At 59.6% G+C, this 26,401-nt stretch carries 38 protein-coding genes and 1 other RNA gene; 31 read left to right on the forward strand and 8 right to left on the reverse strand.

Features of this window, described 5'->3' with window-relative positions; all coding sequences use genetic code 11:
* Positions 1 to 591 precede the first annotated feature (591 nt).
* From CKO11_RS06695 to CKO11_RS06720, 6 genes are all read right to left on the reverse strand, one after another.
* Positions 592 to 1,572 (reverse strand): endonuclease/exonuclease/phosphatase family protein, encoded by a 981-nt coding sequence (locus tag CKO11_RS06695; protein WP_223634956.1) that lies wholly within the window; start codon positions 1,570 to 1,572, stop codon positions 592 to 594.
* On the reverse strand, positions 1,569 to 2,642 hold the full coding sequence (locus CKO11_RS06700; protein ID WP_223634959.1) for a sn-glycerol-3-phosphate import ATP-binding protein UgpC: 1,074 nt from the start codon (positions 2,640 to 2,642) through the stop codon (positions 1,569 to 1,571). The genes CKO11_RS06695 and CKO11_RS06700 overlap by 4 nt, the downstream gene beginning before the upstream one ends.
* The gene (locus CKO11_RS06705) at positions 2,642 to 3,484 is read right to left on the reverse strand and encodes an ABC transporter permease subunit (protein WP_223634962.1); all 843 of its coding nucleotides are present in this window, start codon (positions 3,482 to 3,484) and stop codon (positions 2,642 to 2,644) included. The genes CKO11_RS06700 and CKO11_RS06705 overlap by 1 nt, the downstream gene beginning before the upstream one ends.
* A 4-nt stretch (positions 3,485 to 3,488) precedes the next feature.
* Positions 3,489 to 4,445, reverse strand: coding sequence for a carbohydrate ABC transporter permease (locus tag CKO11_RS06710; protein WP_223634965.1), 957 nt, complete (start codon positions 4,443 to 4,445; stop codon positions 3,489 to 3,491).
* 61 nt (positions 4,446 to 4,506) lie between these two features.
* A complete protein-coding gene (locus CKO11_RS06715) occupies positions 4,507 to 5,802 on the reverse strand; it encodes an extracellular solute-binding protein (protein ID WP_223634968.1) in 1,296 nt (431 codons plus the stop codon).
* Positions 5,803 to 6,079: 277 nt separating this feature from the next.
* Positions 6,080 to 6,958 carry a hypothetical protein gene (locus CKO11_RS06720; protein ID WP_223634984.1) on the reverse strand — a complete coding sequence of 293 codons (879 nt, stop codon included), beginning with the start codon at positions 6,956 to 6,958 and terminating at the stop codon, positions 6,080 to 6,082.
* A 693-nt stretch (positions 6,959 to 7,651) separates the two neighbouring features.
* On the opposite strand from CKO11_RS06720, the gene CKO11_RS06725 reads away from it, so the two are divergent.
* A complete protein-coding gene (locus CKO11_RS06725) occupies positions 7,652 to 7,954 on the forward strand; it encodes a hypothetical protein (protein ID WP_223634987.1) in 303 nt (100 codons plus the stop codon).
* A 17-nt stretch (positions 7,955 to 7,971) separates the two neighbouring features.
* Here CKO11_RS06725 and CKO11_RS06730 read toward each other — a convergent pair whose 3' ends face one another.
* Together CKO11_RS06730 and CKO11_RS06735 are read right to left on the reverse strand one after the other, a co-directional pair.
* Positions 7,972 to 8,388: a hypothetical protein gene (locus tag CKO11_RS06730; RefSeq protein ID WP_223634989.1), complete on the reverse strand. Its 417-nt coding sequence runs from the start codon at positions 8,386 to 8,388 to the stop codon at positions 7,972 to 7,974.
* Between the two features lie 76 nt (positions 8,389 to 8,464).
* A complete protein-coding gene (locus CKO11_RS06735) occupies positions 8,465 to 9,256 on the reverse strand; it encodes a helix-turn-helix transcriptional regulator (RefSeq protein ID WP_223635007.1) in 792 nt (263 codons plus the stop codon).
* A 112-nt stretch (positions 9,257 to 9,368) separates the two neighbouring features.
* Between CKO11_RS06735 and CKO11_RS06740 the strand changes: the two genes are divergently transcribed.
* The 30 genes from CKO11_RS06740 (at position 9,369) to CKO11_RS06885 (ending at position 26,380) form a co-directional block, all read left to right on the forward strand.
* The gene (locus CKO11_RS06740; protein WP_223635010.1) at positions 9,369 to 9,662 is read left to right on the forward strand and encodes a helix-turn-helix domain-containing protein; all 294 of its coding nucleotides are present in this window, start codon (positions 9,369 to 9,371) and stop codon (positions 9,660 to 9,662) included.
* Entirely contained in the window at positions 9,659 to 9,967 is a 309-nt protein-coding gene (locus CKO11_RS06745) for a hypothetical protein (protein ID WP_223635013.1), read from the forward strand. Before CKO11_RS06740 ends, CKO11_RS06745 begins: the two co-directional genes overlap by 4 nt.
* A 129-nt stretch (positions 9,968 to 10,096) precedes the next feature.
* Positions 10,097 to 10,378, forward strand: coding sequence for a hypothetical protein (locus CKO11_RS06750; protein WP_223635016.1), 282 nt, complete (start codon positions 10,097 to 10,099; stop codon positions 10,376 to 10,378).
* Complete coding sequence (locus tag CKO11_RS06755; protein ID WP_223635020.1) at positions 10,378 to 10,581, forward strand: Lar family restriction alleviation protein; 204 nt, start codon at positions 10,378 to 10,380, stop codon at positions 10,579 to 10,581. The genes CKO11_RS06750 and CKO11_RS06755 overlap by 1 nt, the downstream gene beginning before the upstream one ends.
* On the forward strand, positions 10,581 to 10,778 hold the full coding sequence (locus CKO11_RS06760) for a hypothetical protein (protein WP_223635023.1): 198 nt from the start codon (positions 10,581 to 10,583) through the stop codon (positions 10,776 to 10,778). The genes CKO11_RS06755 and CKO11_RS06760 overlap by 1 nt, the downstream gene beginning before the upstream one ends.
* A gap of 22 nt (positions 10,779 to 10,800) precedes the next feature.
* The gene (locus tag CKO11_RS06765; RefSeq protein WP_223635026.1) at positions 10,801 to 11,640 is read left to right on the forward strand and encodes a ParB/RepB/Spo0J family partition protein; all 840 of its coding nucleotides are present in this window, start codon (positions 10,801 to 10,803) and stop codon (positions 11,638 to 11,640) included.
* 1 nt (position 11,641) lies between these two features.
* Positions 11,642 to 12,109 carry a hypothetical protein gene (locus CKO11_RS06770; protein WP_223635029.1) on the forward strand — a complete coding sequence of 156 codons (468 nt, stop codon included), beginning with the start codon at positions 11,642 to 11,644 and terminating at the stop codon, positions 12,107 to 12,109.
* 5 nt (positions 12,110 to 12,114) lie between these two features.
* Positions 12,115 to 14,340: a Mu transposase C-terminal domain-containing protein gene (locus tag CKO11_RS06775; protein WP_223635557.1), complete on the forward strand. Its 2,226-nt coding sequence runs from the start codon at positions 12,115 to 12,117 to the stop codon at positions 14,338 to 14,340.
* Between the two features lie 29 nt (positions 14,341 to 14,369).
* Positions 14,370 to 15,137 carry an AAA family ATPase gene (locus CKO11_RS06780; RefSeq protein ID WP_223635032.1) on the forward strand — a complete coding sequence of 256 codons (768 nt, stop codon included), beginning with the start codon at positions 14,370 to 14,372 and terminating at the stop codon, positions 15,135 to 15,137.
* A complete protein-coding gene (locus CKO11_RS06785) occupies positions 15,137 to 15,736 on the forward strand; it encodes a hypothetical protein (protein ID WP_223635035.1) in 600 nt (199 codons plus the stop codon). The genes CKO11_RS06780 and CKO11_RS06785 overlap by 1 nt, the downstream gene beginning before the upstream one ends.
* On the forward strand, positions 15,727 to 16,092 hold the full coding sequence (locus tag CKO11_RS06790) for a MarR family transcriptional regulator (protein ID WP_223635038.1): 366 nt from the start codon (positions 15,727 to 15,729) through the stop codon (positions 16,090 to 16,092). The genes CKO11_RS06785 and CKO11_RS06790 overlap by 10 nt, the downstream gene beginning before the upstream one ends.
* Positions 16,085 to 16,312, forward strand: coding sequence for a hypothetical protein (locus CKO11_RS06795; RefSeq protein ID WP_223635041.1), 228 nt, complete (start codon positions 16,085 to 16,087; stop codon positions 16,310 to 16,312). The genes CKO11_RS06790 and CKO11_RS06795 overlap by 8 nt, the downstream gene beginning before the upstream one ends.
* A complete protein-coding gene (locus CKO11_RS06800) occupies positions 16,305 to 16,496 on the forward strand; it encodes a hypothetical protein (RefSeq protein WP_223635044.1) in 192 nt (63 codons plus the stop codon). The genes CKO11_RS06795 and CKO11_RS06800 overlap by 8 nt, the downstream gene beginning before the upstream one ends.
* On the forward strand, positions 16,489 to 17,139 hold the full coding sequence (locus CKO11_RS06805; RefSeq protein ID WP_223635047.1) for a DUF3164 family protein: 651 nt from the start codon (positions 16,489 to 16,491) through the stop codon (positions 17,137 to 17,139). Before CKO11_RS06800 ends, CKO11_RS06805 begins: the two co-directional genes overlap by 8 nt.
* Before the next feature lie 73 nt (positions 17,140 to 17,212).
* Entirely contained in the window at positions 17,213 to 17,494 is a 282-nt protein-coding gene (locus CKO11_RS06810; RefSeq protein ID WP_223635049.1) for an HU family DNA-binding protein, read from the forward strand.
* Positions 17,494 to 17,566: hammerhead ribozyme type II (locus tag CKO11_RS06815), an RNA gene on the forward strand. The genes CKO11_RS06810 and CKO11_RS06815 overlap by 1 nt, the downstream gene beginning before the upstream one ends.
* 105 nt (positions 17,567 to 17,671) lie before the next feature.
* On the forward strand, positions 17,672 to 18,481 hold the full coding sequence (locus CKO11_RS06820) for a hypothetical protein (RefSeq protein WP_223635052.1): 810 nt from the start codon (positions 17,672 to 17,674) through the stop codon (positions 18,479 to 18,481).
* Position 18,482: 1 nt separating this feature from the next.
* Positions 18,483 to 18,701, forward strand: a complete 219-nt coding sequence (locus tag CKO11_RS06825; protein ID WP_223635056.1) for a hypothetical protein — start codon at positions 18,483 to 18,485, stop codon at positions 18,699 to 18,701.
* Positions 18,698 to 19,147 (forward strand): phage protein GemA/Gp16 family protein, encoded by a 450-nt coding sequence (locus CKO11_RS06830; protein WP_223635059.1) that lies wholly within the window; start codon positions 18,698 to 18,700, stop codon positions 19,145 to 19,147. The genes CKO11_RS06825 and CKO11_RS06830 overlap by 4 nt, the downstream gene beginning before the upstream one ends.
* 100 nt (positions 19,148 to 19,247) lie before the next feature.
* A complete protein-coding gene (locus CKO11_RS06835) occupies positions 19,248 to 19,463 on the forward strand; it encodes a hypothetical protein (protein ID WP_223635062.1) in 216 nt (71 codons plus the stop codon).
* A complete protein-coding gene (locus tag CKO11_RS06840; RefSeq protein WP_223635065.1) occupies positions 19,463 to 19,840 on the forward strand; it encodes a hypothetical protein in 378 nt (125 codons plus the stop codon). The genes CKO11_RS06835 and CKO11_RS06840 overlap by 1 nt, the downstream gene beginning before the upstream one ends.
* Complete coding sequence (locus tag CKO11_RS06845) at positions 19,840 to 20,508, forward strand: hypothetical protein (RefSeq protein WP_223635068.1); 669 nt, start codon at positions 19,840 to 19,842, stop codon at positions 20,506 to 20,508. Before CKO11_RS06840 ends, CKO11_RS06845 begins: the two co-directional genes overlap by 1 nt.
* Positions 20,492 to 20,860 carry a helix-turn-helix domain-containing protein gene (locus CKO11_RS06850; RefSeq protein WP_223635071.1) on the forward strand — a complete coding sequence of 123 codons (369 nt, stop codon included), beginning with the start codon at positions 20,492 to 20,494 and terminating at the stop codon, positions 20,858 to 20,860. Before CKO11_RS06845 ends, CKO11_RS06850 begins: the two co-directional genes overlap by 17 nt.
* Before the next feature lie 73 nt (positions 20,861 to 20,933).
* Positions 20,934 to 21,866, forward strand: a complete 933-nt coding sequence (locus CKO11_RS06855; protein ID WP_223635074.1) for a glycoside hydrolase family protein — start codon at positions 20,934 to 20,936, stop codon at positions 21,864 to 21,866.
* Positions 21,866 to 22,378, forward strand: coding sequence for a hypothetical protein (locus tag CKO11_RS06860; RefSeq protein ID WP_223635077.1), 513 nt, complete (start codon positions 21,866 to 21,868; stop codon positions 22,376 to 22,378). Before CKO11_RS06855 ends, CKO11_RS06860 begins: the two co-directional genes overlap by 1 nt.
* Complete coding sequence (locus tag CKO11_RS06865; protein WP_223635080.1) at positions 22,375 to 22,635, forward strand: hemolysin XhlA family protein; 261 nt, start codon at positions 22,375 to 22,377, stop codon at positions 22,633 to 22,635. The genes CKO11_RS06860 and CKO11_RS06865 overlap by 4 nt, the downstream gene beginning before the upstream one ends.
* Entirely contained in the window at positions 22,622 to 23,125 is a 504-nt protein-coding gene (locus tag CKO11_RS06870) for a DUF1804 family protein (RefSeq protein ID WP_223635083.1), read from the forward strand. Before CKO11_RS06865 ends, CKO11_RS06870 begins: the two co-directional genes overlap by 14 nt.
* Positions 23,122 to 24,780, forward strand: a complete 1,659-nt coding sequence (gene terL / locus CKO11_RS06875) for a phage terminase large subunit (RefSeq protein ID WP_223635086.1) — start codon at positions 23,122 to 23,124, stop codon at positions 24,778 to 24,780. Before CKO11_RS06870 ends, terL begins: the two co-directional genes overlap by 4 nt.
* Positions 24,780 to 25,007 carry a hypothetical protein gene (locus tag CKO11_RS06880; RefSeq protein WP_223635089.1) on the forward strand — a complete coding sequence of 76 codons (228 nt, stop codon included), beginning with the start codon at positions 24,780 to 24,782 and terminating at the stop codon, positions 25,005 to 25,007. The genes terL and CKO11_RS06880 overlap by 1 nt, the downstream gene beginning before the upstream one ends.
* Positions 25,004 to 26,380 carry a DUF935 domain-containing protein gene (locus CKO11_RS06885; protein ID WP_223635092.1) on the forward strand — a complete coding sequence of 459 codons (1,377 nt, stop codon included), beginning with the start codon at positions 25,004 to 25,006 and terminating at the stop codon, positions 26,378 to 26,380. Before CKO11_RS06880 ends, CKO11_RS06885 begins: the two co-directional genes overlap by 4 nt.
* Positions 26,381 to 26,401: the final 21 nt, after the last annotated feature.

Consider the following 26,401-nt stretch of genomic DNA (forward strand, 5'->3'; position numbering starts at 1 on the left):
CCTTGCACATATCTGATCCCCGAAGGGATCGTCACATCTGCTTGTCGTCTCCGGAAACCGGAGCCGCCAAACAGTGAAGCTGACTACGCTCATCATCGCCGAAGCTAGAGCGCCGATATGTCTCGGTTCGCAGTCGCTCTCGCGCCCAAACCGCCCACATATCTCTTCAGATATCCATCAATGTCAAAGAGCAAGGAAACAAAATCAACCAGTAGCGCCCGTTATCCTTGGCGCCGCTAGCCAACCGCATCTCCAAATTTTCGTTCGCTTTCAGTGTCTTGCGACCCGTCCGGCGCCCCGTTGCGGTGTGTTCCGCTTCGGTGAGGGGGCTTTTACGGAGACACGCCAAAACCCGCAACCCCTTTTTTCAGCCCAAACCAAATTTTCTTCCCAACACCCCCAAAACTCCCTTGTTTCATTGGCCTCAACACTCAAAACTTTTTCCACGCCAACACACAGAAAGACACGACAAGAAAGAATGTTGCGCAAATCACCCAAGCAAACGACACAATCTTGACCACCACCCCGGCCAAACACCAAAACCACCGGAATCACCAACACTAAACCCACCCGAAGCAAACCAAACGCCACCTAAAATAAACCGGCAATCGTGGTCTCTAACCGGTCGTGGTCTGACAGCGGGCGGGCGTTGGCATCCAGACTGGTGTGAATCACCGTCTCGCCAAGCTGCATCCCACGCGACAGGAACCAATCAAGTTTCATCGCCCGCTCGGGGAACCGGGTGATCAGGCTGGGGCGCGTGGTCGTCTGATCCTCTGGGCCGCCATGCACGTCAAACCCCACTGCGCGGGCCAGATCAAACAGCGTCTCCGCGCGCCAATCACCGCCAATGTGGTTGCCGGTGTTCAGATCCCCGCCAATCAAAACCGGGCGGTTGGGGAAATGGGTGTTGAGCGCATCGATCAAGGCCGCGACCTGTGCGGTGCGGTGGGCGGCATCGCTTGCGCTTTCAAGATGGGTGGAGACAAACACGATCGGGCCAGACGTGGTGGCAACTTCTGCCCCCACCGCGACACGACCCCCCAAACGTGGCTGGCCTGCATCGCCATACCAATGCCCCTGCCCCGGCAGACGCAACATGAATGCACGGCGGAGCGGCGCACGCGCCAACAGCGCGTTGCCGTGAAAGCCATGCGTATTGAACGCATCCGTGCAAAAGCTGTGCTCAATCTCAGAGCCCAAGCCTAGCTCCAGAAATTCGAGCCCATAGGCATAGGCCATGCCCAGCCGCTGACCGATATCGGCACTCGTGTGGCATTGCGCGGTGCGGGCCATGCCACAGTCCATTTCAGACAACAGCAACACATCCGCCCCCGCTAAGGCTTGCGCCGAAGGCGCGGGGAACAGGCAGCGTTCAAGGTTCCATGTTGCCACCCGCAACGGCAACGCGAGCGGCGCGTCAGGGGCGGTGCCGCCCAACTCCACTTGCGTGAAAGCGCGCACCTGGCGGGCCAGGTCCTCATGGGCTGCGCCCGCGCGCGCCAAGGTGACAAAATCTGCCCGGAGCGCTTGCGTAGGGACATCAAGCGCCGAGGTCTTTTCAAAAATCATGCATGCACCTTTGCACTGCTATGCACCGATTGCGGCAAACGCTTGCCGGTGATCGCATCAAACAAATGCAACGCTTCGGGCGCGGCGCCCAGATGCAGCTGCGCCGGCAGTTCCGCCCCGGAAGGTAGGCTGACGCACAGGGGTTGGTCGTCGACAAAGCCATGCACCACGCGGCCCGCGCCCAATTCCTCAATCACATCAATGCGCAAGGGCAGACCACCCGTGGGCAAAAGCTGCAAATCCTCAGCCCGAATACCCAGCGTGACCGCGCGGGCCTCGCCCTCGACCCGGCCCAAATCAACGCCCGCGAGCCACAGATGCCCCGCCTCAATCCGCGCATCAAGCAGGTTCATCGCTGGCGCGCCAATGAAGGCGGCCACAAAGGTGGAGGCGGGGCGGTGATAGACGTCGAGCGGGCGGCCCACCTGTTCGATTTTCCCGCCATTGAGCACGACCAAACGATCCGCCAAGGTCATCGCCTCTAGCTGGTCATGCGTTACATAAAGCGCGGTGGTGCCGAGCCGCTTTTGCAGCTTACGGATTTCACCGCGCATGGTGACGCGCAGTTTCGCATCAAGGTTCGACAGCGGCTCATCGAACAAGAACGCGGCGGGCTGGCGCACGATCGCGCGGCCCATCGCAACGCGCTGGCGTTGCCCGCCCGACAAGGCGCGCGGCTTGCGATCAAGGTAGGGATGCAATTCCAGCATCCGCGCCGCTTCTTCGACCCGCGCGGCGATCTCATCTTTGGGGATGCGGCGGTTCTTAAGCCCCCAAGACATATTTTCGCGCACCGTCATATGCGGGTAAAGCGCGTAGTTTTGAAACACCATCGCAATGTCGCGCTCGGCGGGCTCAAGCCGGTTCACGACGCGCCCGCCAATGGTCACCGTGCCCGTGGTGATGTCTTCTAGACCTGCCACCATCCGCAAAAGCGTGGATTTCCCGCAGCCCGAAGGACCGACCAGCACGATAAACTCGCCATCGGCCACAGACAGCGACACATCGCGGACCGCTTGCGTGCCCCCCGCATAGGTTTTGCCCACGTGTTCAAGAAGGATTTCGGCCATTACTTGTCGCTTTCCGTCAGGCCCTTGATGAACAGGCGCTGGAAGGCGAGCACCACGCCCAAAGGCGGCAGCATCGCCAGCACCGCAAGGGCAAAGGCTTCGTTGTAGTCGGGCACTTGACTGCCGATCCAGACTTGCAAGATCGTCTTGATGCCGCGCATGAGGGTGAAGAACCGCTCATCCGTCGTCATCAGCATCGGCCAAAGGTATTGGTTCCAGCCATAGACGAACATGATGATGAAGATCGCCGCCATCATCGGGCGCGACAACGGCACCAGAACCCCAAGGAAGAACCGCACCGGCCCCGCGCCATCAATCCGCGCAGCTTCCAACAGCTCATCAGGGACCGATTTAAAGAACTGGCGGAAGTAGAACGTGCCAGTGGCCGAAGCCAAAAGCGGGATGATCAGCCCCCAATAGGTATTCAGCGCGCCCAGCGTGCTCATCACCTGATAAGAGGGCATGATCCGCACTTCGAGCGGCAGCAAAAGCGTGGTGAAGATGATCCAAAAGATCGGCGTGGCGAAGCGGAACCGGAAGTAAACCAGCCCGTAAGCCGCCAGCATCGACACCACCACCTTACCCAGCGCAAAGCCAAGGCCAAGGATGGTGGAGTTCATCACCATCCGCGTGCCGGTCACCGTGCCGGTGAAGCCGCCTTTTTGGGTGAGGACCTTTTCATAGGTGGCCAGTCCCTCGGTGCCGGGCGTAAGAAACAGCCCGTTCATGTGGATTTCGGTCGCGGCATGGGTCGAGGACATGAAGGCCATGACCACGGGCGTCATCAGAAAGGCCGCGCCCAAAAGCAAGATCAGGTGATCGAAGGGTCTGAAACGTCGCATGGGCTTATCCGTAATGCACCCGGCGCTCAATCAGCCGGAATTGCGCCACCGTCAGCGCGGCCACGACCACCATCAAAATGACCGATTGCGCCGAGGAACCGCCGATATCATTGCCTTTGAAACCATCAAGATAGACTTTGTAGACCAGCGTGATCGGGTTGTTGGCGGGTTTGTCTTTCACCATCACGTCGATGATCCCGAAGGTATCAAACAGCGCATAGGTGATGTTGATCACCAGCAAGAAAAAGCCGGTGGGGGCCAAAAGCGGCAAGGTCACATCGCGAAACCGCCGCCAGCCCGAGCGCGCATCAATCAGCGCGGCTTCGCGCACGCTGGACGGCACAGCCTGAAGGCCCGACAGGAAGAAGATGAAGTTGTAGGGGATTTGCTTCCACACCGCGACGGTGATCAGCGCCAGCGCGGTATCTTGGTAATCAATGCCCACCCGCATGTCCCATCCAAACAGCGCGGCGGCTTGGGTGAAAGGGCCGATATGCATGTCAAACATCATCATGCCGATCAGCCCCACAACAGGCGGCGCGATGGCGTAAACGGAGATGAGCGCGGTTTTATAGGCGCCCGATCCCCGCATCACTGCGTCCGCCTTCACCGCAAGCAAAAGCCCAAGGCCGAGCGAGAGCGCTGTGACCGTGGCTGCAAAGAGCGCGGTGAATCCGGCGATATGGCGATATTCGTTTGAGGCGAGCGCGTCCCGGTAATTGTCCAGCCCGACAAAGGCCGCGCCAAAGCCGAACGGGTCCTCAAGATAGAACGAAGACGTCACCGCCTGCACCGAGGGCCAGTAGAAAAAGATCGCCACGATCAAAAGCTGCGGCGCCACAAAAAGCCATGGCGCCAGCGGGCGGTCGAATTGGGCAAGTTTGGCGGGATGCGCGGCGGGGCGCGCCATCCAGCGGCGCACGGCAGCCAAGCGCGCGGGGACAAGCGGCGAAGCAGTCATAGGCGTCTTTCAATGGGAAGGCCCCGGGGGTTCCCCCGGAGCCATGGAGGAGGGGGCCAGTTCAGCTTGCGGTCTTGGCGAATTTCGCCAAAAGGCCGTTCGCCTCGGTCTCGATCGTGTCGAGCGCGTCTTTCGGGCTGACCTCACCCGAGAAGATGCGGTTGAACTCGCGTTCCATCACGGTGCGGATTTGCGGATAGAAGCCCATCCGGTAGCCCTTGCTCCAATCGCCGCCCGGCAGCATCAGTTGTTTGATGCCCACTTCGGCAACCGGGGTTTCGTCATACCAGCCTTCGGCCTTTGCCATGTCATAGGCGGCGGTGGTGATCGGCACATAGCCGGTGTTCTTGTGCCAATAGACTTGGATTTCCGGCGAGGTCAGGAAGCTGAAGAATTCCGCCGTGCAGGCGTTTTCTTCCGCAGGTTTGCCTGCCATCGCAAAAAGCGCCGCGCCGCCGATGAAGGACTGGGTGCCTTCGCCAAGCGAATCCCAATAGGGCAGGAATTCCGCCGAGAACGGCATGGTGGCGGTTTTTTGCAACCCGCCAAAGCTGCCCGAAGAGCCGATCCAGAAGGCCACCTTGCCCTCTTCGAAGGGTTTTTGGTTATCCACCCAGCCCGCGCCATAGAAGCCAAACAGGCCCGCATCGGCCCATTCTTTGAGCTTATCGAACATCATCACAGTGTTGTCGTCATTGACGATGATCTCGGTGCCTTCGATCCCGTCATAGCCGTTGTTATTGGTCGCGAATTGCTGGTTGTTGCGCGACTTGAAGTTCTCCATGAACATCCAGGTCAACTGCGAAGCGGTCAGCGGAATGTAGCCCGCTTCTTTCAGCTTCGGCGCAACGGCTTCAAACTCTTCCCAAGTGGTCGGAGCTTCAACGCCCGCAGCGTCCATCGCCTCGGTGTTGATATACATGATCGGCGCCGAAGAGTTGAACGGCATGCCGATGAATTTGCCATCGGCATCGGCGTAGAAATTGCGCACGCCTGCGATGAAGTCTTCGCGGTTGAAGGGTTTGCCCGCTTGCACGATCAGATCTTCAGCGGCGATGGTCGCGCCTTTGGCGGCCATGATCGTGGCGGCACCCGCGTCGAACACTTGCAAGATATTGGGCTGTTCGCCCGAACGGAAAGCGGCGATGCCCGAGGCCAGCGCCTCTTCATAGGTGCCTTTCGAAAGCGGCGTCAGATGGCAGGCCGACTGCGCCTCGTTGAATTTCATCGAGATCTCGTTGATCACTTCGCCATTGCGGCCCCCCATGCCATGCCACCAGCTGATATCAGTCTGGGCAAAGGCAGAGGTGGCGCCAAGCGCGCCCACAAGTGTCGCGAGGGAAACGGTTTTGAACATGGGTCTCTCCGGGGTTCAGACGCGGCGGACCATGCTCAGGGGCTGTAACGGGCTATTAACTTTGGTGTGACGAGTTGATGAAATTCGGCGATTGGGTAACGGCCTGAGACTCCGGGGCTTTGCGCTAGGTGTAGCGGTCTTTCGGTGCGCCCCGAATGCGATCAGAGGGGGCGTCCGCCTCCCCGACCCCATCGACGACATCGCGCGTCACGTCATTGAAACTGTCATCAAGAAGGCGCGGCACCGAGGCGCCGCCCCACACGATCTCGGCCTCGCTCTAGTCTTGCAGGCCTTCTGCGATGGCGTCTGCCAAAATTCTCAATCCTTGCGGGGATCCGTGAATGCCATCCTTGTAGGAGTCAACGCTCCATTCGGGGATATCCGCGACTCGATGCACGGTCACCTCGTCGCCAAGCGCCGCAAGGAAGGGGGCGAACCCGCCTTCGAGGGCCTGTCCTTTTCCTTGTGGGTCCAGAAACTCTGCCTTGGTCGGATACAGCCAGATATGCAAGTTGCAATCACAGCCTTCGGTGATCTCCGTCAAGGCTTTGACCGGATCGCGCGGCGGAACAATCAACTCTGCCGGTGTCGGAGGCGCCTCCTGAGAAAGAAGGTATTTCTGCACCACATAAGCGAGTGCAGACCACGGGCGCTGACGCGGATGCGTGAGAGAACTTCGCCAAGAAGACGGCACGCCGAAATCCGCACTGTTGAACACGAAGACAACATGCTCTGCCGCGGCAAGCACATCGCGGTTGGCTTCAAGCCAGTTTACTTCGTTGACCACGGCCCAACTGCCCGCACTGATGGGCCAGACCTGTCTGCGCGGCGCGATTTCAGCCTCGCGCGCCTGCAGCACGAAGCTGAGACGATCCTCTCTCCGATAGCTGTTGCCGCACCACACAATGCTGTCACCGACAAGCAGAAGATCGTCTTCTCCATCTTCCCAGCGCGTCGCGGTGCTCATGTTGCGATCATTGATCACCCAATCATTTCGATTGAGGAAAGACCCGGATTGGTTGGCGCGCGGAACATAGCCGACCACGTTGTCTACGTCATATAGCGGAAAGTCGATGACGCCGACGAACCGCAAAGACAGCTCCACCACAGCAATAAGAAGCACTGGCACGAGTAAAAGAAAATACTTGTATTTCATCGTTTAGATCATCTGAAGCTTATTGCGTTTAATAGACGGTGCGTTGCAAAGGCGGGAAACGTCACAGTCGCTTAAATTATGCCCCAGACAGGTCAGGTTGATCCTGCCCCGGTGTTTTGCGCTGCACGAAAAAGCCGCAAGCCCAAAATGGGCCATCTCCACCAAATCTGTAGGGGGGGACTACCTTTGGCAGAAAGACCGACGGGGCACAGAGCACCCCGTAACAGCCCGAAAACATAAGGAATAAAGGGCCAAAACTGGCCTGAAGCGAACGAAAGCAAGTGCAAGTGATGGCACCAGAGCCCCGAGAAAACTTGCGATTGGAGCGCATTCTCTGCCGAAACGGAAGCGAGAGCAGCGCAAAGTCGCGCAGGAGATAACGTATTGAGAGACCAACCTTTTAAGGCCATCAGGGAAAGCCTAGAGCCGCAAACACCATCCGAGTTCGTCGGGACCAATGGCAGAAACTCGGATGGTGCGTCCGAGTTTTGCGATCAGCATCCGAGTTTCGCAAATCACCAATGAAATAAGGCTGATACTATGCGGACGGGAAGGATCACGGCGCGATGAAACTCGGATGCTGGAAAAGTGTCAGGATCAATGTCTAGCCGCCGTTTCTAACAGCATGGCGGAGGCATTACGATGCCGACCATACAGCGATAGCGTGAGAAGATTGTAAGTGGGGGGAGGATCATGAGACTAATCGCAGCCATCATCGGATCCACATTTGTCCCTACATTCGTGGCAGCGCAAGACGCCCGTGCCCTATGTGATACCGCCGCTGCGATGGCGAACAGGTCAGTCCATGCGACGGCCGAGCAAGCAATGGCCGTCAACTCTTTAAGAATTATCACATCGCTTTGGCTTGATGTCCCTCTGGCGAGAAGAGAAGAGCTTCAGGCGTTCATAGACAACATGATAGAGAATCAGAACGTTGAAATGAACCAAACCATCGCAGAAGCCAAAGTGCTTCTGGCGCTATGCCAAGCACACTGAGGCCAAGCTTAGGTTGGTCATTGAGGAGGACGTTCCGCGTAACTCAAGCCGGGGCAACCTGTTCCGCCAGCGGCCCAGAATTCCATCCAAGCGATCGGTCCCTCCGGAGAAATTCCCATCAGTGATTTGAGCTCAAGAACCGAACTTTGAGCACCTTCTCGGATGATTTTAGCATAGAGGAACGGTGAAGCAGAGGTCAGACCGTCAGCGGAAAGCGTGATCTCTGCATGGCCAAGATCAGGATATAACTGCGCATCTATTCGGAACGCATTCGCCGCACAATTCCTCATGCCGCGATTTAGCTGTTTGAATACAGCTTGGTAGTTTGAGGCGACCAGAACAGTTTTCTGCGGAGCTGTGTTGTCTAGTTGAGCCTGCGAAGTACATGCGCAGATAAAAGTTAAGCTAGCGAAGGCAACTGCTCGGATAATCACCAGACTTCCCCTTTTTTTACTTTTCGACCCGTCTGGCCGAAACCGATGATATCGGCAAAGTAGCTACTCTGTCCGCTCACGGTGTCCTCCCAAAATAAACCACTCGGCCAACGACGCGGAGTTGATCGATGGATTCAGCCCCGAAGATTTCGACCGGATAGCCTTCCTCTGCGTTGTCTGAGACGAGTTCGAGGCGGCCGTCGAGACGCCAGCGGGCGCGCTTGACCAATAGACGGTCTGACACGTTGAAGACGTAGATGCAGCCATGCTCGACCTCGCGCTGGCTGTGATCGACGACGAGAAGCGCGCCGTCTGGAATCGTCGGCTTCATCGAAGTTCCGCGCGCCCAGATGACCGAGCAGTGATCCGGCCTCGCGCCCTGATTGGAGAGGAAGCGCCGAGTGAAAGCTACCACACCATCGGCCTGCTCTGAGACCGGGACAGCTCCCGGCCCGGCCGAGGCCTGCACATCGTTGTAAATTGGCAATCTGACAAAATCCGGTTGGTTGAAATCAATGATCGGTGCTGCAGGCCGTTCGTCCCTTCGGCCTCTCTCGGAGATGCCGACAATCACATCGTGCAGTCGCCGCCCCGCTCCATTTTTGGAGATATCGTCCTCTGAAAAGGCGATCTGATCGAGCGTAACGCCCGCTGCTGCCGCGATCTTCGCGGCATTCACAAACGAGGCAGTGGAAGTCTGCGCCGCATATTTTTCCATTGTTCCCTTGGGAATTCCTGTCTTTTCAAACATTTCCTTGACGCCCCCACCGGCAGTAATTGCCGATGCTACACGAGCGCGCAGTCGCGCCTCCTCCACATTTGGGAGCGAAGGCGTGGCATCATCCATATTTGGATTGACCGGCTCCATTTGTGGAGTTATTCCTTTCATATGCAGACGACGAACGCCGCCTGCGATTGCAACCCGTGACACTGAAAAAAGCCGATGCGCCAACATCGACTTTCAACAGGAGGCCAACCAGATGAGTAAAATCTGGACGAAAGCCCAGATCAAATGCGCCCTCGAAGAAGCTGGCATGACCCTGACGGGTCTTGCCGAACTCAAGGGCGTCAATCCGAGCCAGATGCGGTCCGTTTGGAGCCGCCCATCGCGCCCCGCCGAAAAGGCGATTGCCGAGTTTCTCAGCGTGCCTGCGGCGGAACTTTTTCCGACTCGTTATCCCATTCGGAAGTCCTCGCTCCTTTCTGCCGAGAATGAGGCCCTGATCGCAAGGAAAAAGGCGGCGCGCCTTTCGGACAAAGGAGCCGCCGCATGAGCCCGATTTCGTCCAAAGACTACTCATTTCTTGACGGGTCTGCCGAGGGTTTTCGGCGCTCGGCGGGTGATCTGGGGGAAGTGATCGCGATCCTGTCGGGCGGTGTGCGCCCTGATGATTGGACCCGCTCGCGGCTCGCGCAGAGCCTGCGCAAGTTGCAGAGCTTCCTGATCGCCGAGGCACATGAACAGGAAGGCCGCACGGCCGTGAGTGAAGATGCTGCGCTGCGCGCGGCGGTGGCCACAATGATGGCCCGGCCCGTGAGCGTGGCGATGCCGATCACGGAGGTGGGCCATGCTGGATAATCTTTGCCGCCAGTTGGCGCGTGCGATCCCCCCCGCGCGCTTCGCAAGCGGGTGGTGGATCACCGGCGCCCTCATTGGCGGGCTCATCTTTTGGGTGTGGTTCGTTCACCGGATCGTGAGGTGCCTGCAATGATGGTCCGTCATTTCCACACTGCGCCCCGCCCGAGGATCAAACGCCATGCCGCCGCGTTGGCGCTGGCGCAACGCCTTGCGCATGAGCCTTCAAATGCGCTGGTCTCGGCCTTTTTGGCGGCCACGCTGGGCGAGGTCCGGATCCGCGGTGATCGTTTCGAGGCCCGCGCCTATGGGTTTCGCGCCACTTCGGTGCGGAACCGGGCGCAAGCAGTGCGCAACTGGATAGCTGCAGTGACCAGCGAAGCGGAACCGGCTGCGGCAGGGAGGGTGGCGTGATGGCCTGCGCCGAACTCGCCCCCTGTCCGTTCTGCGGGGTTGAAGCCAAGCTATATGGCACGTCCTCGGATGGCTACCTGCATTGCCCGAATGATGCCTGCCCGGTGAAACCCTCGGTCTTTTCAAAGCGCCTTGGGTTCAAAGGCAACTTGATTGAAGCCTGGAACACACGGTCCAGCCCTGCAGATCGGGCGGTGACGTGATGGTGGGGATTGTCCAGGCCCCTCTTCTTCTCAATGCCGCGCAGGTCGCGGAGTTGGCACGGGCGCATTTGGTGTTGCTGGCGCAAGTCGATGCGTTGGCCGCGCAAGCACAGGCCGGGCGCGAGAGCAAGATCATCGGCCAGCTGCTTGAACAGGCGGCTGGCACGGCGCGCGGGGCATCCAGCCCAGCGCGATAAGGGTCAAAAAATGGATACAGGCATGACGACCGAATATTTTACCGAGATCGCGGTCAATTTGATCCGCGTGCCCGAAGATCGCGCAAGGGCCTTTGACCCGGATGGGGCTGCGGCGTTAGCGGGCCTTATTGAGGCGCAGGGGCTAATGCACCCGATCAGCGTTCGCCCGCATTTTTCCCATAGTGAAGACCAGCCCGCTTATGTGCTGGTGGCGGGGCTGCATCGGCTGCGCGCCTTTGAACAATTGGGTCGCAGCGCGATCCCCGCGCGGGTGGTGGCCGAACAAAGCAATGACGAAGCGCGGATGGATGAGGTTTTGGAAAACCTTGGCCGCAATGAATTGACCGCGCTGGACCGGGCGCAGCATCTTTACGAGCTGAAAGTGGTCTATGAGCGCTTGTATCCGGAGACCCGCGCAGGAGTAGCGGGTGGCAAAGCCCGGCAAGGCGCAGCAAACGAAATCTTTTCGTTTGCTAAAGATACGGCCGAGAAGGTCGGGATTTCGCAGCGCGCAATCCAAATCGCGGTGAAGATCTGGACGGGCCTGACGCCCGACAGTCGCCGCCGCTTGGCGGGCACCAAAACCGCCACCAACCAATCGGAAATCAAGCTGCTTTCGGAGCAATCGCCAGCCCGGCAAGAGCGGATTTGCGACATGATCCTGAGCAACCCGCCTGCTGCTGCGGGTGTAGGGGATGCGCTGGTGCTGATTGAGCGCGGGGTGCGGCCGGACGTTTTTGAAAAGCGCTATACCGCCGCGCATAAGGTGATCGAGGCACTCGACGATGCCACCCTTGACCGAGTGCTGCTGGCGCATGAAGCGCGTGTGATCGCCTCGCTTAAGCGGCAGGGGAAGATCTGATATGCCTGCCCGCCACCGTGATCCTTTGACGAAAGACCTCTTTGAGTGGCAGCCGCCGAAAGTGGCTCTCGGCTATAGCGCCGACGTCATCGGGCGTGGGCGGCTGGATAGCAAGATCGCGCGGATCATCGCGCATGCACTCCGCGATGCGCGCGATAGCGGCCTGAACCGCGCCCGCGTCGCTCGTGAAATGGCTGACTATCTTGGCCGCCCTGTTTCTGAGGCGATCTTGAACAAATGGGCCTCTGAGGGGTCTGACGAGCATCGAATCCCGCTCGATGCGTTTGTCGCGCTGGTCCATGTCACCGGTGCGCGCGATCTTCTAGGTTTTGTGCCGGGCGAATTCGGCCTGACGGTGATCGAGGATGAATATGCCGCGCTGATCGAAGAGCGGCTTCTTGAGGAACACATCGAAGAAATGCAGGCGCGGCGCAACGCGCTTGCCGCACGCCGGAGGGTGAACCGGTGAAAGATATGGTCACCCGTCAAGAATGGTTTACCGCGCGCGAACTGGCCGAGGCAGTCAGTCGCCGTGGCCTTGCTGGATACCCGAAGAGCGAGCGCAACTTCCGTGCCCTCGCCGAGCGTCAAGGCTGGAATACGGGTGTCCTTGCCCGCAAGCGTGCCGGGCGCGGGGGTGGGATGGAATACCATTTCTCGGCCCTACCCCTCGATCTACAAGCGGCTCTGGCGGCGCGCGAAGCCAAGACCTGCGTTGTGGAAGCCATGAACGCGCAGGCGCTGCGTGAAGAGCGCCAGCTGGCGGCACTTCGGGCCGCGCATCAGCCCAAGCATGCCGTTGGTGCACGCGAGGCCCGTGCAGAGATTACGCGTGCGATCGACACCTTTGCAGTGGCCAAGGGGCAAGGCCGCGCCTGGGCGATCCGAGCCTTCTTAGAGGCGCAGAAAATCCATTTGGCGCGTTGTGCGGCGAGCGAAAAAGTCTCTGATCACAAGCCCATCACACCGGCCGAAGCGAAGCTTTTGCAAAAGCCTGACCCGATGGTCGAAGGCTTTGGCGTGACAGCCGAAACGATCCTGACAGCCAATGCGCGGGCACGTGGCGGTGTGCCTAAGCTTTCCGAACGGTCACTTTGGCGCTGGTTCCAAGCCCGTGACGCTGGTGCGGTTGTCGCTTTGGCGCCTGCCCCCACGAAAGCGACTGATCCTATCCCGCCCGGTTTCGCCGGGTTCTTGAAGCACTATGCAATCGGAACAAAACCAGACGCGACCGAAGCCCTTTCCGAATATCTGAAAACCGATCCGCCGGAACACCTGCGGCTGACGATTTCTCAGGTGCGATATGTTCTCAAGAACAAGCTCAATGACATTGAGCGCAATGTGGGGCGCGAAGGATTGCTGACGTTGCGCTCTCGCATGGCCTATATCGAGCGCTCGACCGAAAACCTTTTGCCGACAACGGTTTATACCGCCGATGGCAAAACCTTCGACGCTGAGATCGCTGATCCGCGATCGCGCCTACCGATGCGTCCGGAGCTGACCTCAATCCTTGATGTGGCGACACGCAAATGCGTCGGCATTGCCGTGAGCCGCAAGGAGAACGTGATCGCCGTAACCGAGGCGTTGCGCCGGGCCTGTGAGCAGAATGGCATTCCCGCGATGTTCTATACCGACCGTGGTGCGGGCTACAAAAACAAGACCTTCGACGCCGAAGCAAGCGGGTTGATGGCACGGCTGTCGATCACGAAGATGCATGCCCTGCCCTATAACAGCCAAGCCAAAGGGATCATCGAAAGGTTCAACAAGACAGTCTGGAACCCGCTTTCGAAACGGTTTCCCACTTATATCGGCGCAGATATGGACAAAGAGGCGGGGCAGTTCGCACATCGCAAAACCCGCCGCGATATCAAGGAATTCGGCGAGTCACGGCTTTTGATGCCCTGGGACGAATTCCTTGCCACCTGTGAACGCGCCGTGGCCGAGTATAACGACCGCCCGCACTCCGCCCTGCCCCGCTTTGAAGATCCGGAAACCGGCAATCTGCGCCACATGAGCCCGAATGAAGCATGGGCGGCGCATGTGCGTGACGGGTTTGAGGCACTCCTGCCCGATCCGGGCGAGATCGACGATCTGTTCCGGCCCTATGAGGTGCGTGTCGTACGCCGTGGGCTGGTTGAATGGAACCGCAACACCTTCTTCCATGATCGGCTCGAAGCCTATCATGGTGTGCGGGTTCTCGTCGGTTATGACGACAATCAAGCAGAGCGGGTCTGGGTGCGCGAGATTGCCGATGACGGCCAACCAGGGCCACTGATCTGTGTGGCTCGTTTCGGCGGCAACCGCACCGATTTCATCCCGCGCACGTTGCAAGACAAGGTCGAACAAACCCGTCTTGAGGGCCGCAAGAAGCGTGTTCAGGCGAAGTTGCGCGACATCGAGGCCGAAGCGGCCGCGCCGCTCATTGTGGAGCAGCCGGTCGCGCCGGTGGCCAGTTTCATTCGGGAACCGAAGGCGCCTGAGACGGTACAGGAAGCTGTGCCGCTGAAAACGGCGAAAAAGCCCCGGTTCGCGACTGATCTCGATTTGGCCCTATGGGCGGTCGAGCACCCCGCAGAGGCGTCAGATGGGCAAATGCGCATCCTGCGCGACTGCATGAACCAACCCGCATCGGTTGAATATTTCCGATCGTCAGGCGTCGACCTCGATGCCCTTGCAAAGCTTTTACGTGGCGCCGCCTGACGATCAAGACAGTGAGGAGAGCATAAAAAATGCGAGACGTATTTGTCGAGACAGAGAATGTCCGGAAATTCCTTGGGTCTCTCGCGGACTTAGAACATCGCGGCGCAAAAGAAGCCTGCATGATGGTGGTCGATGGCAAGCCCGGGCTTGGCAAGACCTCTCTCATGGCACGCTGGCAGGCTCAGAACGACGCGGTTTATATCCGCGCGGAGGTTGGCTGGGATGGCGGAATGTTCATCCACAACCTGCTGCGCGAACTGGGTGAAGAGCCGCCGCGCGCAAAAGCCAAGCGTTATGAGCGGGTCATCGAGATCCTGTTTGAAAAGTGGCATGCGGCCCAGATCGCCCGGCGCCCCTTTGGCTGGATCGTCGATGAGTGCGACCTTGTGGCTGGCAAGCGCGAGGTGATGGAAACGATCCGGGGCATTTCTGACGCTTTGCAGATCCCGACGATCCTTGTCGGCATGGGCACGCTGCGCGATATCATCAAACGCTATCCGCAAATTGAAAGCCGGGCTCCGCGCCGCGTCCGGTTCGAGCCTGCGACGCAAGAAGATGTGCGAGCGCTGATCGAAGGGCGCTGCGAGGTGGCGGTCGCTCCGGATCTGGTCGAATTCGTGCATCGCGCCAGCGGCGGTTTCAATCGCGAAGTGGTCGAGGCGATCGGCTATATTGAACGTTTTGGCCATCGCCTCGATGACATTGGCGAGGGCGTGACCGTTGCGGACATGGCCGGTCAAGTGATCATGCATAACCGCAACACCGGTTCTGCGGTGGCTGTTCCGGGGGCCTACTGATGCGGCTCGCTCCCGGCACTGTTCCAAATGAATTGATCGATGTGCTGATGGACGGTGAAACACACCGGCTCGAAACATTGTGCAACACGATGATCTACTCGAAGGAGCAAATCATCCGTGCAGCGGTGAAGCTGGCAGATCACGGGCTCATGGATCGCCATAGCGAACCCGGTGAATACCGACTGTCTGAGCGGGGCTTGATCCAGGTGCGCTCTGGCTTTCGGATCAAATCCGGCCCGACGAGGGCCCATGGCAAGATCCGCCGTCAACACGACACGTTCCGGGTGCGCGCCTGGAAGGCGATGCGCGTGCTTGGCATCTTTACCCTAGGCGAAGTGATCGCGGCAGCCGAGCGCGGCGAGGCCGATCCCGGCTACAATCTTCGCCACTATATGCGAGTGCTGATCAAGGCGGGTTATGTGATCGACCTCCCATCTAAGGTCGTTGGCACGAAACCGACCTCGCCCGGTTTCAAGCGGTTCCGGTTGATCAAGAACACAGGAGCTTTGGCCCCGGTCTATCGCCCGCGTCAGAAGGTGCTGTTCGATTTCAATACCGGCACAGAGATCGCGATCGGGGAGGCCGTGCCATGCCTTTGATCGATCTGCCGCCGCCTGAATGGGTCGAACTGCTCCGCGCAGAGAAGGCAAAGGGCAAATCCATCGCGCAAATCGCACGCGAGGTCGACATGCCGCGCCCCTCCGTCTCGATGCTGATCAACGGCACCTATCCGGCCAAAAGCCTTGATCTGGTGACGCGCAAGCATGGCGCGGCGGTCATGCGGCTTTATCGCGATCAGATGATGTGCCCTCACCTGCGCCGGGGCATCCCGGCGGAGGACTGCCGTCGCTTCGCCGCGGCACCGATGTCCACCTCGAACCCCGAAAAACTTCGTCATTGGGGCGCGTGCCGCGCTTGCCCCATCAACCCGCTGAAAGGAGGCGACGATGTCTGATTGTCTGACCCCGGAACAGATCGTGACCCGTGCCGGAACCGGCCTTGGCAAGATCGATCTTTGGGGGCCTCGAGGCATCACCATGGTCAGCTTTCAGGAGATCGAGGCGATGGCCTGCCTGCTTGCCGATTGTGGACTGACGCCGATCTACCCCGGCGCGCCGATGCCCCAATTCACCTTCACTACCACCCCAAACACTCAGGAGCCGGATCATGGCTAAGGAGCTCACCATCTCGATCGACGAGGGAACCATCATCCTCGTTGCCCAGATCCTGAGAAACGAACGCGGCGTCGACGATGTCAATCTCGATGACGCCTCGGCTGCGATCACAAAAGCCGTTCAGCACCTATTTCCCCGCAAACGCAAAACCACCACCCGCAACAAGGAACCCCAAAATGTCTGATTTCTCCCCCGCTGCGGTGCCCACGGGCATCGTTGAGGTCAATGGAAAGCCCTACATGGCCGATGCCAAGGGCGCGTTGATGCCTGTGGAACTGATCAAGCCACAGCACCTTCTTGAAGATGAAACCGTTCGCAAGATCATGGGCTTTGCCTTGGCGCTGAGCGAGCAGGTCAAGCGCTTCAAAGAGCATACGTTCGAGGATCTTGGCGCTTTCGACGCCATTCTCGAGCAGCAATATGGTCTCACCAAGGGCGGTCCGAAAGGCAATCGCACCTATCAGACCCATGACGGGCTGATGAAAATCGAGGTGCGCGTCAACGATTTGATGGATTTCGGCCCCGAGCTGCAAGTGGGCAAGGCGCTACTCGATGAATGTTTGAACGAGTGGTCAGCCGACAGCCGCCCGGAAATCCGCGCGCTGATCACCAAGACGTTCAACACCGATAAAGAAGGCCAAGTGAACCGGGCCCTTCTGTTCACAATGTTGAGCCTCGAGGTGGAAGACACACGCTGGAACCGCGCGATGGACGCGATCCGCGAGGCGATCCGTGTCGTCGGCTCGAAAACCTATTACCGGATCCAGATGCGTAGCGCACCCGATGCGCCGTGGACTTCGGTGACGATCGACCTCGCAAAAGCCTGAGATTTCCCGGCCGCCCACTCCGGCCGGTCCCCCCGCCACTCGCGGACCCACCCAAGCCAAACAGGAGAGACCTATGGCGAAAACGACCACTTTTTCGAAATCTGACCTGATCGACGCCGTCGCGGCGCATACCGGTTTTGCAAAGACCAACGTCAAGGACATGCTCGACGCCACGCTTGGCGAAATCGGCACCCAGACCGCCGCTGGGTCGAAAGTGACACTCATCGGCTTCGGATCTTTCGAACAACGGCACAAAAAGGCCCGCATGGGGCGCAACCCGGCCACGGGCGCGGAGGTCGAGATCCCGGCCAGCACGCATTTGGCATTCAAGCCCGCGAAACCGAAAAAATCCTGACGCGAAACGCCCCTCGGGCGACCGGGGGACGTCGTCTCGGCGTGGTGGCCGGGGCCTGATGAGCAGCTGGAGAATGGCATGTATACCTTGAAGCACCTGGCCGACGGAAGCACGGAGCTTTGCGTTTTGAAACCGTTCCGCGTGGCCCTGTTTTACGACCAGACGCTGGCGGCCACCGTGGCCGAAAGCCTCAACGACCTTGAAAGCCTGCGCGAACCGAGCGTTCCGGGCTTTAAGGATGCAGTGGAAGAAGACGCGGCCAATGATTTTGGTGATGATGACGGCGCGTGGCCGATCGAGAGTGAAAGCGCATCGCGTGACCCGGTGCCGTTGGTGAAAGATCGCGCGGCGGCATCGGCTGAGCTCGAATGCGAAGGCACCCACGGCGAAGCGACAATGCCTGCGCAAAAAGTTGACGGTCGGCAAATCGACGCGAACAAGCTTCTGGATGCCATTGTGGATTCAATGAAAAAGGATGTGGCAGCGGAAGCCGCCGCTAAGCAAACGGAAGCCCCAAAGGCCGAACCGACCGAGAATGATTGGGACGGCGCCTTTATTGCGATCCAAGGCGGGGCGACGATGAGCGATGTGGCTGAGACGCTTGGTGTGTCCATGCCGCAGCTTCGGGGCAAATACGGGGCTTGGAGCCGAAAGCAAAAGAAAGATGCCGTTGTTCCCGAGCCAATGGCCAATGACACCCCTGCACCAGCTTCAGCTGCCGAGAATGAGCAGCGCCCGTTTTGGTGGCGTCAACTCGTCGAAATGCTCGGCAAGCTCGGCTATCGCGACGGCTGGACCGCGCAGCGCGATCTTGAGCTTGTTGAAGCCTTGGCCAGTGGCCGGCAGATGGCCGACATCGCAGATGCTCTTGGCGTCGAATTCGGGAAGGCCAAGGCGCGCTTCATCGCGCTGACGCCCGACGGTTTGACGATCGAAAAGCAGTCGCAGCTTTTGCAGGTGCTGCGTGCCCGCGCCGGGGCCGCCTGACATGATGATCTCGACCGATTTCGGCGTTCATATCAACCCACAATTCGTCGCGGCGATGGAGTGGGTCACCGGGCCCACTCCGAAGCCTAGCGGCTACAAGGCGCTGCGGGTGACGATGTGCACAGGCGCTGTGTTTCATATTGAGGCGGCTCCGACGAATTTCGGGGCCGATCAGATCGAGGTCGCCATTCTCAAAGCGCATGCGGGAGGTGTTCAGTGACCAACCTCAATGCAGTGATCAATATCGCCAAGGGCCAGCTCGGCATGGCCGAGGATGATTACCGCGCGATGCTGAACCGCGTCACCGGCAAGGCCTCGCTCAAGGTGATGTCCGATCGTCAGAAAACCGCCGTTCTTGACGAAATGAAGCGCTTGGGGTTTTCCAAAACAAGCGGCAAGCGCGCGCCTGCGAAACGGGCAGATGTGCGCTATTGCCATGTGCTTTGGGGGCTCTTGCAAAAGGCGGGGGTGGTGAAAGTGGCAGGCGCGAAGGGGCTCAACGCCTTCATCCGCGCCCGCTATGGCGCCGCCTGGGGCGCGGTGCCGATCGACATCGACCGGATGACCGACGCCAAGCAGATCAGCACCGTGATCGAGGCCCTGCAGGCTTGGTGCAAACGCCACAACATCCCCACTGAATTGCCTAGGGAGGGAGATCGGAAATGATGACCTTCGTGCTTGACTATCTGCGCGCCCATTACTGGCTGACCGTCGCCGCCCCGGGCACGATGATCGTGATCACCGCCACCGTGTTCTGGGGGCTGAAATGAGCGGCCTGCGCCCCGACATGCCGATCCACCAGCGCATCGCCACGATTGTCGAGGCGCTTGAGGTGGTGCTGAACCGCAGCCCGCTGATGGAAATCGGAGGCACTGGAAATGGCGATGGGCAATTCGTCTGGGTCAGGGGGCCAGGCGAAAAAGACATGGATACCGGGATCCATGTGGAAGAAATTGCCCGCGAATTGGAGGTGTTGCTCTGATGGTCGCCTATTCCTTTCAGAAGCGCTTCGCGCCGAAGATCGTCGATGGCTCAAAACGCCAGACGATCCGAGGGCAGCGCAAGCGCCATGCCCGCCCTGGAGAGATGCTCCAGCTTTTCACGGGGATGCGCACGGTGCATTGCCAGAAAATCATCCCGGATGTGCGCTGCCTCGGTGCTGACCCGATCCGCATTGAATTTGATCTCGAAGGCAATATTGCGGCGATCGAAGTCTGCGGGGCGGCGATCGATGATCTTGATACCTTTGCGGTGGCGGATGGCTTCGAGGCCTCGTTCGACATGGCTGGCTTCTGGGTGATGCAGCATGGCTTGATTCGCACATTCCGCGGAACGCTTATCACCTGGGATGTTGTGTGATGGCTGCGAACACCAGTGCTGCCGTCATGGCCCAACGCGCCGAGCCGCATGACAGCCTTGACGACTTCCCGACGCCGCCTTGGGCAACGCGCGCGCTATGCGAATGGATTCTGGCTCAGGGAGACGATCTCTCGTTTTGCTATTGCCGTGAGCCTGCCGCGAACCGGGGGCATATGGTGCGACCGTTGCGCGAAGTGTTCGGGGCGGTTCGAGCATCCGATGTGCACGATTATGGCGTGGGTTTCTTGGTAGAGGATTATCTTTTTGGGCCGCGTCCCTCAGTCGTGGATTGGACGATCACCAACCCACCATTTCGGCTTGCGGAGCAATTCATCAGCCGGGCGCTTGAGACGAGCCGCTGCGGTGTGGCGATGCTTGTGCGCTCAACCTTCATCGAAGGGAAAAGCCGCTGGACCTCACTGTTTTCGGTCACTCCCCCGAGCCATGTGCTGCAATTTTCGGAACGTGTCTTGATGCTGAAAGGACGGTTGGTGCGCGATGGGGCGGTTTGCCCGAAGCTGAAACGCCGCGTCACCTCAGCCACAGCCTATAGCTGGCTGGTGTGGAAATTGCCCCTTACGGTCCCCCCGCACACACGCCTAGAATGGATACCGCCCTGCCGATCCTCCCTTACTCGCCTCGGAGACTACGATGACCCGCAACTTTGACGTGCCCGAATCGCTCGTCGATGTGGCCGAAACTTTCGGCCTTGGCGTGGTGCTTACTCTCATGCAACAGTTCGGCGGGCAGGAGGTCGAATTTCCGCGCCGCAAGCCGTCAGCCGCCCTGGTGGAAGCCTTTGGCGAAGAGCGTGCGCGGGATCTGTGTCATTTCCTGTCGGGCCAGCGGCTTTACGTGCCGCACGGTCGGGCTGGCAAGAAGCGGCTCGAGGTGCAGAGGCTGGCCGAGACCGGACGCGGGCGGCGCGAAATCGCCGCAGCCCTTGGAATTTCGCAGCGCCATGTGCGGCGGCTTGCGAACCGGCCACCAGATCAGCTCCCTCTCTTTCCTAACGATTGACCCCCGGACCTGTGTCCGGGGGTTTTGCTTTCGCGCGCGTGTCAGGGGTGGGGAAACGCGCGAGGAGCAAGAAATGCAAACAAGCGAGCAAGGGATCGAGGCACTCACCCTCGAAGAAGGCGAGGTGCTGAAGGCCTATCGCTGCCCGGCAGGCAAATGGACGATCGGCCCAGGGCTGACCGCCGCGTCGGGGGTGATTGATCCTAAGCCGGGCATGGTGATCACCAAGGCACAATCGCGCGCGCTGACGAAGCAGGCTTTGGCGCGCAATTATGAGCCGCGCGTGGCAGGTGCCATGCCAAGTGCCGCGCAGCATGCCTTTGATGCAGGCATTTTGTTTGATTGGAATACCGGCGCGATCAAACGCGCAAGCTGGGTGAAGCTGTGGCGCCACGGCGCCGCGCGTTCCGCCGTGGAAGCCAAATTCCGGCTTTGGAACAAAGGCGGCGGCAAGGTGCTGCCCGGCCTTGTCAAGCGGCGCGAGCGCGAGCTGCTGATCCTGTTTGATGCCGAATATCCCGTCCTCACGCAGGAGTTTACCTCGAAATCAATCGGCTTTGCCCGGTGGATGCTGAAGATGACCGTTGACGAGAAGTTTGAGGCGATGGGGGCTTTCTCGGCGCTCGGCTATAAGGTTGGCGGCAATCCCAAGATGATCGATGCGGCCGAGGTGCGTCGCTTCCAGTCTGACCACGCGCTCACCCCGGACGGCCTGATCGGCCGCGCTACCCTGTCCACACTTCAGCGCCGGATCGACGCGGCTGCCAAGGCCAAAGCAGCAACGCCTGCGGTTGGGGCAACCGGCTCGACCGCCGCCAGCCTCACGCTGCCCGAAGGCACCTCAGATTTTACCGATTGGCTCTCTGCCCAACCTTGGGTGATCGGGGCGGTCGCTGGTGTCATTGCGCTCTGGGTGCTGTGGCGTGCTTGGCAATACCGCGACGTGATCGCGGTCAAACTCACAACCCGCGCGCCCCGATTGGCCGCCCTGCTTCGGAGCTTCTGATGTCTGCACTTGCAACTCTTGCCGGTTCGGCCGGTCTCAAAGTCGTTGAACGGATCATTGCAAAGAAGTTCGGCGACGGTGCGGGCCAGTTGGCCGGTGATGTCTTGGGCGCAGTGGCAGAGCAGGTTGGCGTACCTGTTGAGCAACTCGACCAAGCGGCGGTGGAAAAGCCCGCGCTGGTGACACAGGCGCTGCGCGATGTCGAAGAGCGTAGCCCGGAACTGATCGCGCTCTACGCCGCAGGTATTGAACTCCAGCGCGCACAGCTTGCCGCAGAGGCCAGCGAGCCGATCTGGATGCGCGCGTGGCGCCCGGCGGGCATGTATCTGCTTGGGCTGCTGTGGCTGTGGAACGTGATCGTGGTCCACATCGTCAACGCCGCCGCGAAGATCGACCTGCCGCAGATGCCCTTCGATCAGCTCGTGCAAATTTCCGGGCTCTACATGGGCCTTTATATGGGCGGTCACACGATCAAGGACGCCGTCACGAAATGGCGGGGCAGCGGAAAATGACCGACGTCCCAAGCCATATGCCCAGCCATTTTGCAGACAGTTTGAACCGGGCGCACCAGCGCCTCGATGGGCATGAAGAGCGGATCCGCAAGATCGAACTCGACGGTGCCACGATGGCGGAATGGCGCAACAACACCACAGATAAGCTCGATTCCATTCGGTCCAGCATCACCTGGCTGATCCGGCTCATTCTCGGCGGCCTCGTTGCCGCTGCAATCACTTTCGTTGTCTCTGGAGGGCTCAATGGCGCGCAGTAATGAGGAAAAGCGCCGCAAGGCCCGGTCAGACTATGTTTTCCGCCGTTTCACAGCCGCCACCATTGCGGCCGCTTATGGCGTTTCGGAAAGCACCGTCGGGCGCTGGAAGAAAAGCGCCAAAGAAGAGGGCGACGATTGGGATCGCGCCCGCACGGCCCATGTGATCGCGGGCGAAGGCGTCGAGGCGGTGGTTTCCACTGTCGTCGAAGATTTCATGATCCAAGCGCAAGAGATCTTGGAAGAGATCAAATCGGGCGATCACTCAACCGGCGAAAAGGTTTCGATGCTCGTCGCGCTTTCGGATGCGATGACGAAGATGGCGGCTTCCGCCAAGAAATTCGCACCCAAGATCTCGGAACTCGGCGTGGCGCAAGATGTCATGGGCAAGATGCTCGAGTTCGTGCGCGAAAACTTCCCGCAACACTCGGCCGCGATCCTTGAGATCATCGAGCCGTTCAGTGAGCGGCTGGCCGAGATCTACACGTCATGACACGGCGGCCGCAGCTGAAGGCCGCTGTCAGCAAGAAGGACTTCCGCGACAAGATCGCGGAAATGGCGAGCGATTTTGCGCGCCATATCGAATTGAATGTCGAGGCGTTCTCGCCCGATCTCGCCGCAAAGAAAGCGCGCTTGGCAAGGGTCGCGGAGCCCGATGGGTTTCAGTTCTTCATGGAGACCTATCTGCCCCATTATGTGAAGGGCGAGCACAGCCTGTTTCACCAGCATATCTTCGCGCGCGTGCCTGAGATCCTCGCCTCCGAAAAGGGTGTGCGCGATCTTTTCATCGCGCCGCGTGGGGCTTCGAAATCGACCCACCTGTCGCTCGGCTTTGCGCTTTACTGCATCGCGCGCGGGCTCAAGCGCTACATCATCGAAGTCTGCGACGTTTACGAGCAAGCCGCGCTTTTGATCGAGGCGATCAAGGCCGAGCTTACCACGAACGTCCGTTTACAGAATGATTTTCCTGACGCTTTCGGCCCGGGGCGGCTTTGGCGCGAGGGGGAGATCGTTACACGCAACAATATCCGCGTCGAGGGGCTGGGCGCGGCCAAGAAAATCCGGGGGCGCCGCCACGGCCCCTATCGGCCCGATCTTCTGTTTCTTGACGACATCGAGAACGATGAACAGGTGCGCAGCCCCGAACAGCGCAAGAAGCTCTGGAACTGGATCTATCGTGCCGCGCTCAAGGTCGGGCCGCCCGATGGCAGCATGGATGTGATCTGGGTCGGCACGGTGCTGCATTTCGACGCCGTGATCGTGCGCGCGGCCAAAGCGCCCTTGTGGAACGTGACCGAGTTCCAAGCGGTGGTGAAATTCCCCGACCGAATGGACCTTTGGGACCAGTTCGAAGAAACCTATCACAACGATGGCGAAGAGGCCGCGCGCGCCTTTTACACCAGCAACAAGGCCGAGATGGATCTGGGCGCCGTGATCAACTGGCCCTCGGTCCAGCCGCTCGTCTGGCTGATGCTTGAGCGCGCGGCCGATCATGCTGCCTTCCAGACCGAGTATCAGAACAAACCAATCAGCGAGGGCAACCCGTTTGGCGATCTGACCTATTGGGTGCAGCCGCTGCGCGACTGGATCTTCTTTGGGGCAATCGACCCCAGCCTTGGCAAGAAAAGCAAGGGCCGCGACCCTTCGGCAATCTTGATCGGCGGATTTGATCGCATGGAAGGCCGGATGGATGTGGTCGAGGCCTCGATCCGCAAGCGCCTGCCCGATGTGATCATCTCCGACACGATTGCGCTCCAGCGCGAATATCGCGCGCTGATGTGGTTTGTTGAAACCGTCCAGTTTCAGGAGTTCCTGCGCACCGAGCTGATGACGCGGGCTGCGAAGGAAGGTGTGGGCATTTCGGCGGTGCCGATCACGCCATCGACCGACAAGGATTTGCGCATCGAACGCCTTCAGCCTCCGGTCTTGGCGGGCTTGATCCGCTTTAACCCGGCGCAACGCACCTTGATCGACCAGCTGCAGCAATGGCCGAACGGAGACCATGATGACGGGCCCGATACGCTCGACATGCTTTGGCAAAACACCCTGTTTTACGCCGGAAAGGGCGGCGGCGGCGGGGATATGCTGACAGCGAGCACGCCCACCGGGGGCGACCGCCTGGGCGGCTATCGGTTGGGAGGTCGGTGATGATCCGTATCAACAAAGATCTCCATATCAACCCCGCATTCGTTGCCTCATTGGAGTGGGATCGTAGCAACTACGCGTTCGGCCCTAGCGATAGCGTTCTGGTCATAACAATGCATGACGGCAAGGAACATCTTGTTAGGCATCAGCCTTGGTATCTCGACGGGACAGATGCCTATGCGGTCGAGCGTCAGATTCTCGCCAGCATTGAAGAAGGGGACGCGCGATGAGCCGCCGAAACCGTAAAGCCAAACCGTCCGCCTTCGCGACTGAACCGCGCAAAAACCTGCCTGCCGAGGCGAAAACGCTGATCGCCAATGCGCGCAACGATATCACCATCCCGTTCTTTTCCGGGGTGTTGCAGAATGCTGACGACACGCTGATCCAGCAGGGCGGTGGCAAAGGGCTCAAGATCTATGATGAGATCGAGCGCGATACCCATGCCGGGGCGATGCTCGAAAAGCGCAAAGGCGCGCTGATCTCACGCGATTGGAAGGTCGATCCGGGCGGGGAACGCCCGATCGACAAGGATGCGGCTGATCTCGTTGAAGAGATGATCAGCGCCCTACCCTTCGACCAGATTTGCAAAGATCTGCTCGATGCCACGCTGAAAGGTTTTGCAGTGAGCGAAATCATCTGGCGGCGCGAGGGGAATCGGATCAAGCCGGTCAAGATCAAGTCGATCGACCAGCGCCGCTTTGCCTTTGATACCGAGTGGCGCCCCCGGCTTTTGACCTGGACGGCGATGATGGAAGGGATCGAACTGCCCGAGCGCAAATTCATTGTGCATCGCGTCGGCGTGAAGGGCGAAAACCCTTATGGTCTGGGCTTGGGCAGCCGCTTGTTCTGGCCGGTGCTTTTCAAGCGCGAAGGGATCACCTTCTGGCTGCATTTCCTTGAGAAATTTGCTGGGCCGACCATCGTCGGCAAATCGCCCATCGGGTCTTTGCCTGAAGAGCAGCGCAAGCTTCTGAACACATTGACCGAGGCGCGCACCGCCTCGGCGGTGGTGGTGCCGATCGGCACCGATGCCGAATTCCTTGAAGCAAGTCGGTCCGGCAGCGTGACCTATGAACAGTTCCTAAATTATTGGGACCGGCAGATCTCGATTGCCACGACGGGCGAAACGCTCACGACGCAGGTCGGTGAGAGCGGCGGGAACAGGGCGCTTGGTGAAGTGCATCAGGAGATGCTCGAGCTTTTGGCCGATGGCGACAGTGATCTGCTCTCGGGCACACTGACCGACCAGCTGATCACCTGGATCGTCGAGTATAACCTGCCCGGTGCAGCCGTGCCGAAAATCTGGCGGGAGCGCCCCGAGAACCAGAAATCGGTCGCAGAGACGAAAAAAGCCCAAGCCGAAGCCGATGAGGTGACGGCGAAGACGATCCGCACCGTGGTCGCGGAATCGGCGCGGTTCGAAGATGACGACGTCGCGCGCGACTATATCTTGAGCTTCGATATCGCCAACCGGCTGAGCGACAAGACGCTCGATGCGCTGGTCGAGGCGCGCCACGCCTTTGGCACGGCCCCGGCTGCGCCGGATCCGTTCGTGGGCGGCGATCCGACCTTCGCCGCCCGCCCGCTCAAAAAAAAAGCCTGACGCATCGGCACGTCTGCTTTG

This window comes from Rhodobacter sp. TJ_12 (genome assembly GCF_020023995.1).
GTDB lineage: Bacteria > Pseudomonadota > Alphaproteobacteria > Rhodobacterales > Rhodobacteraceae > Rhodobacter.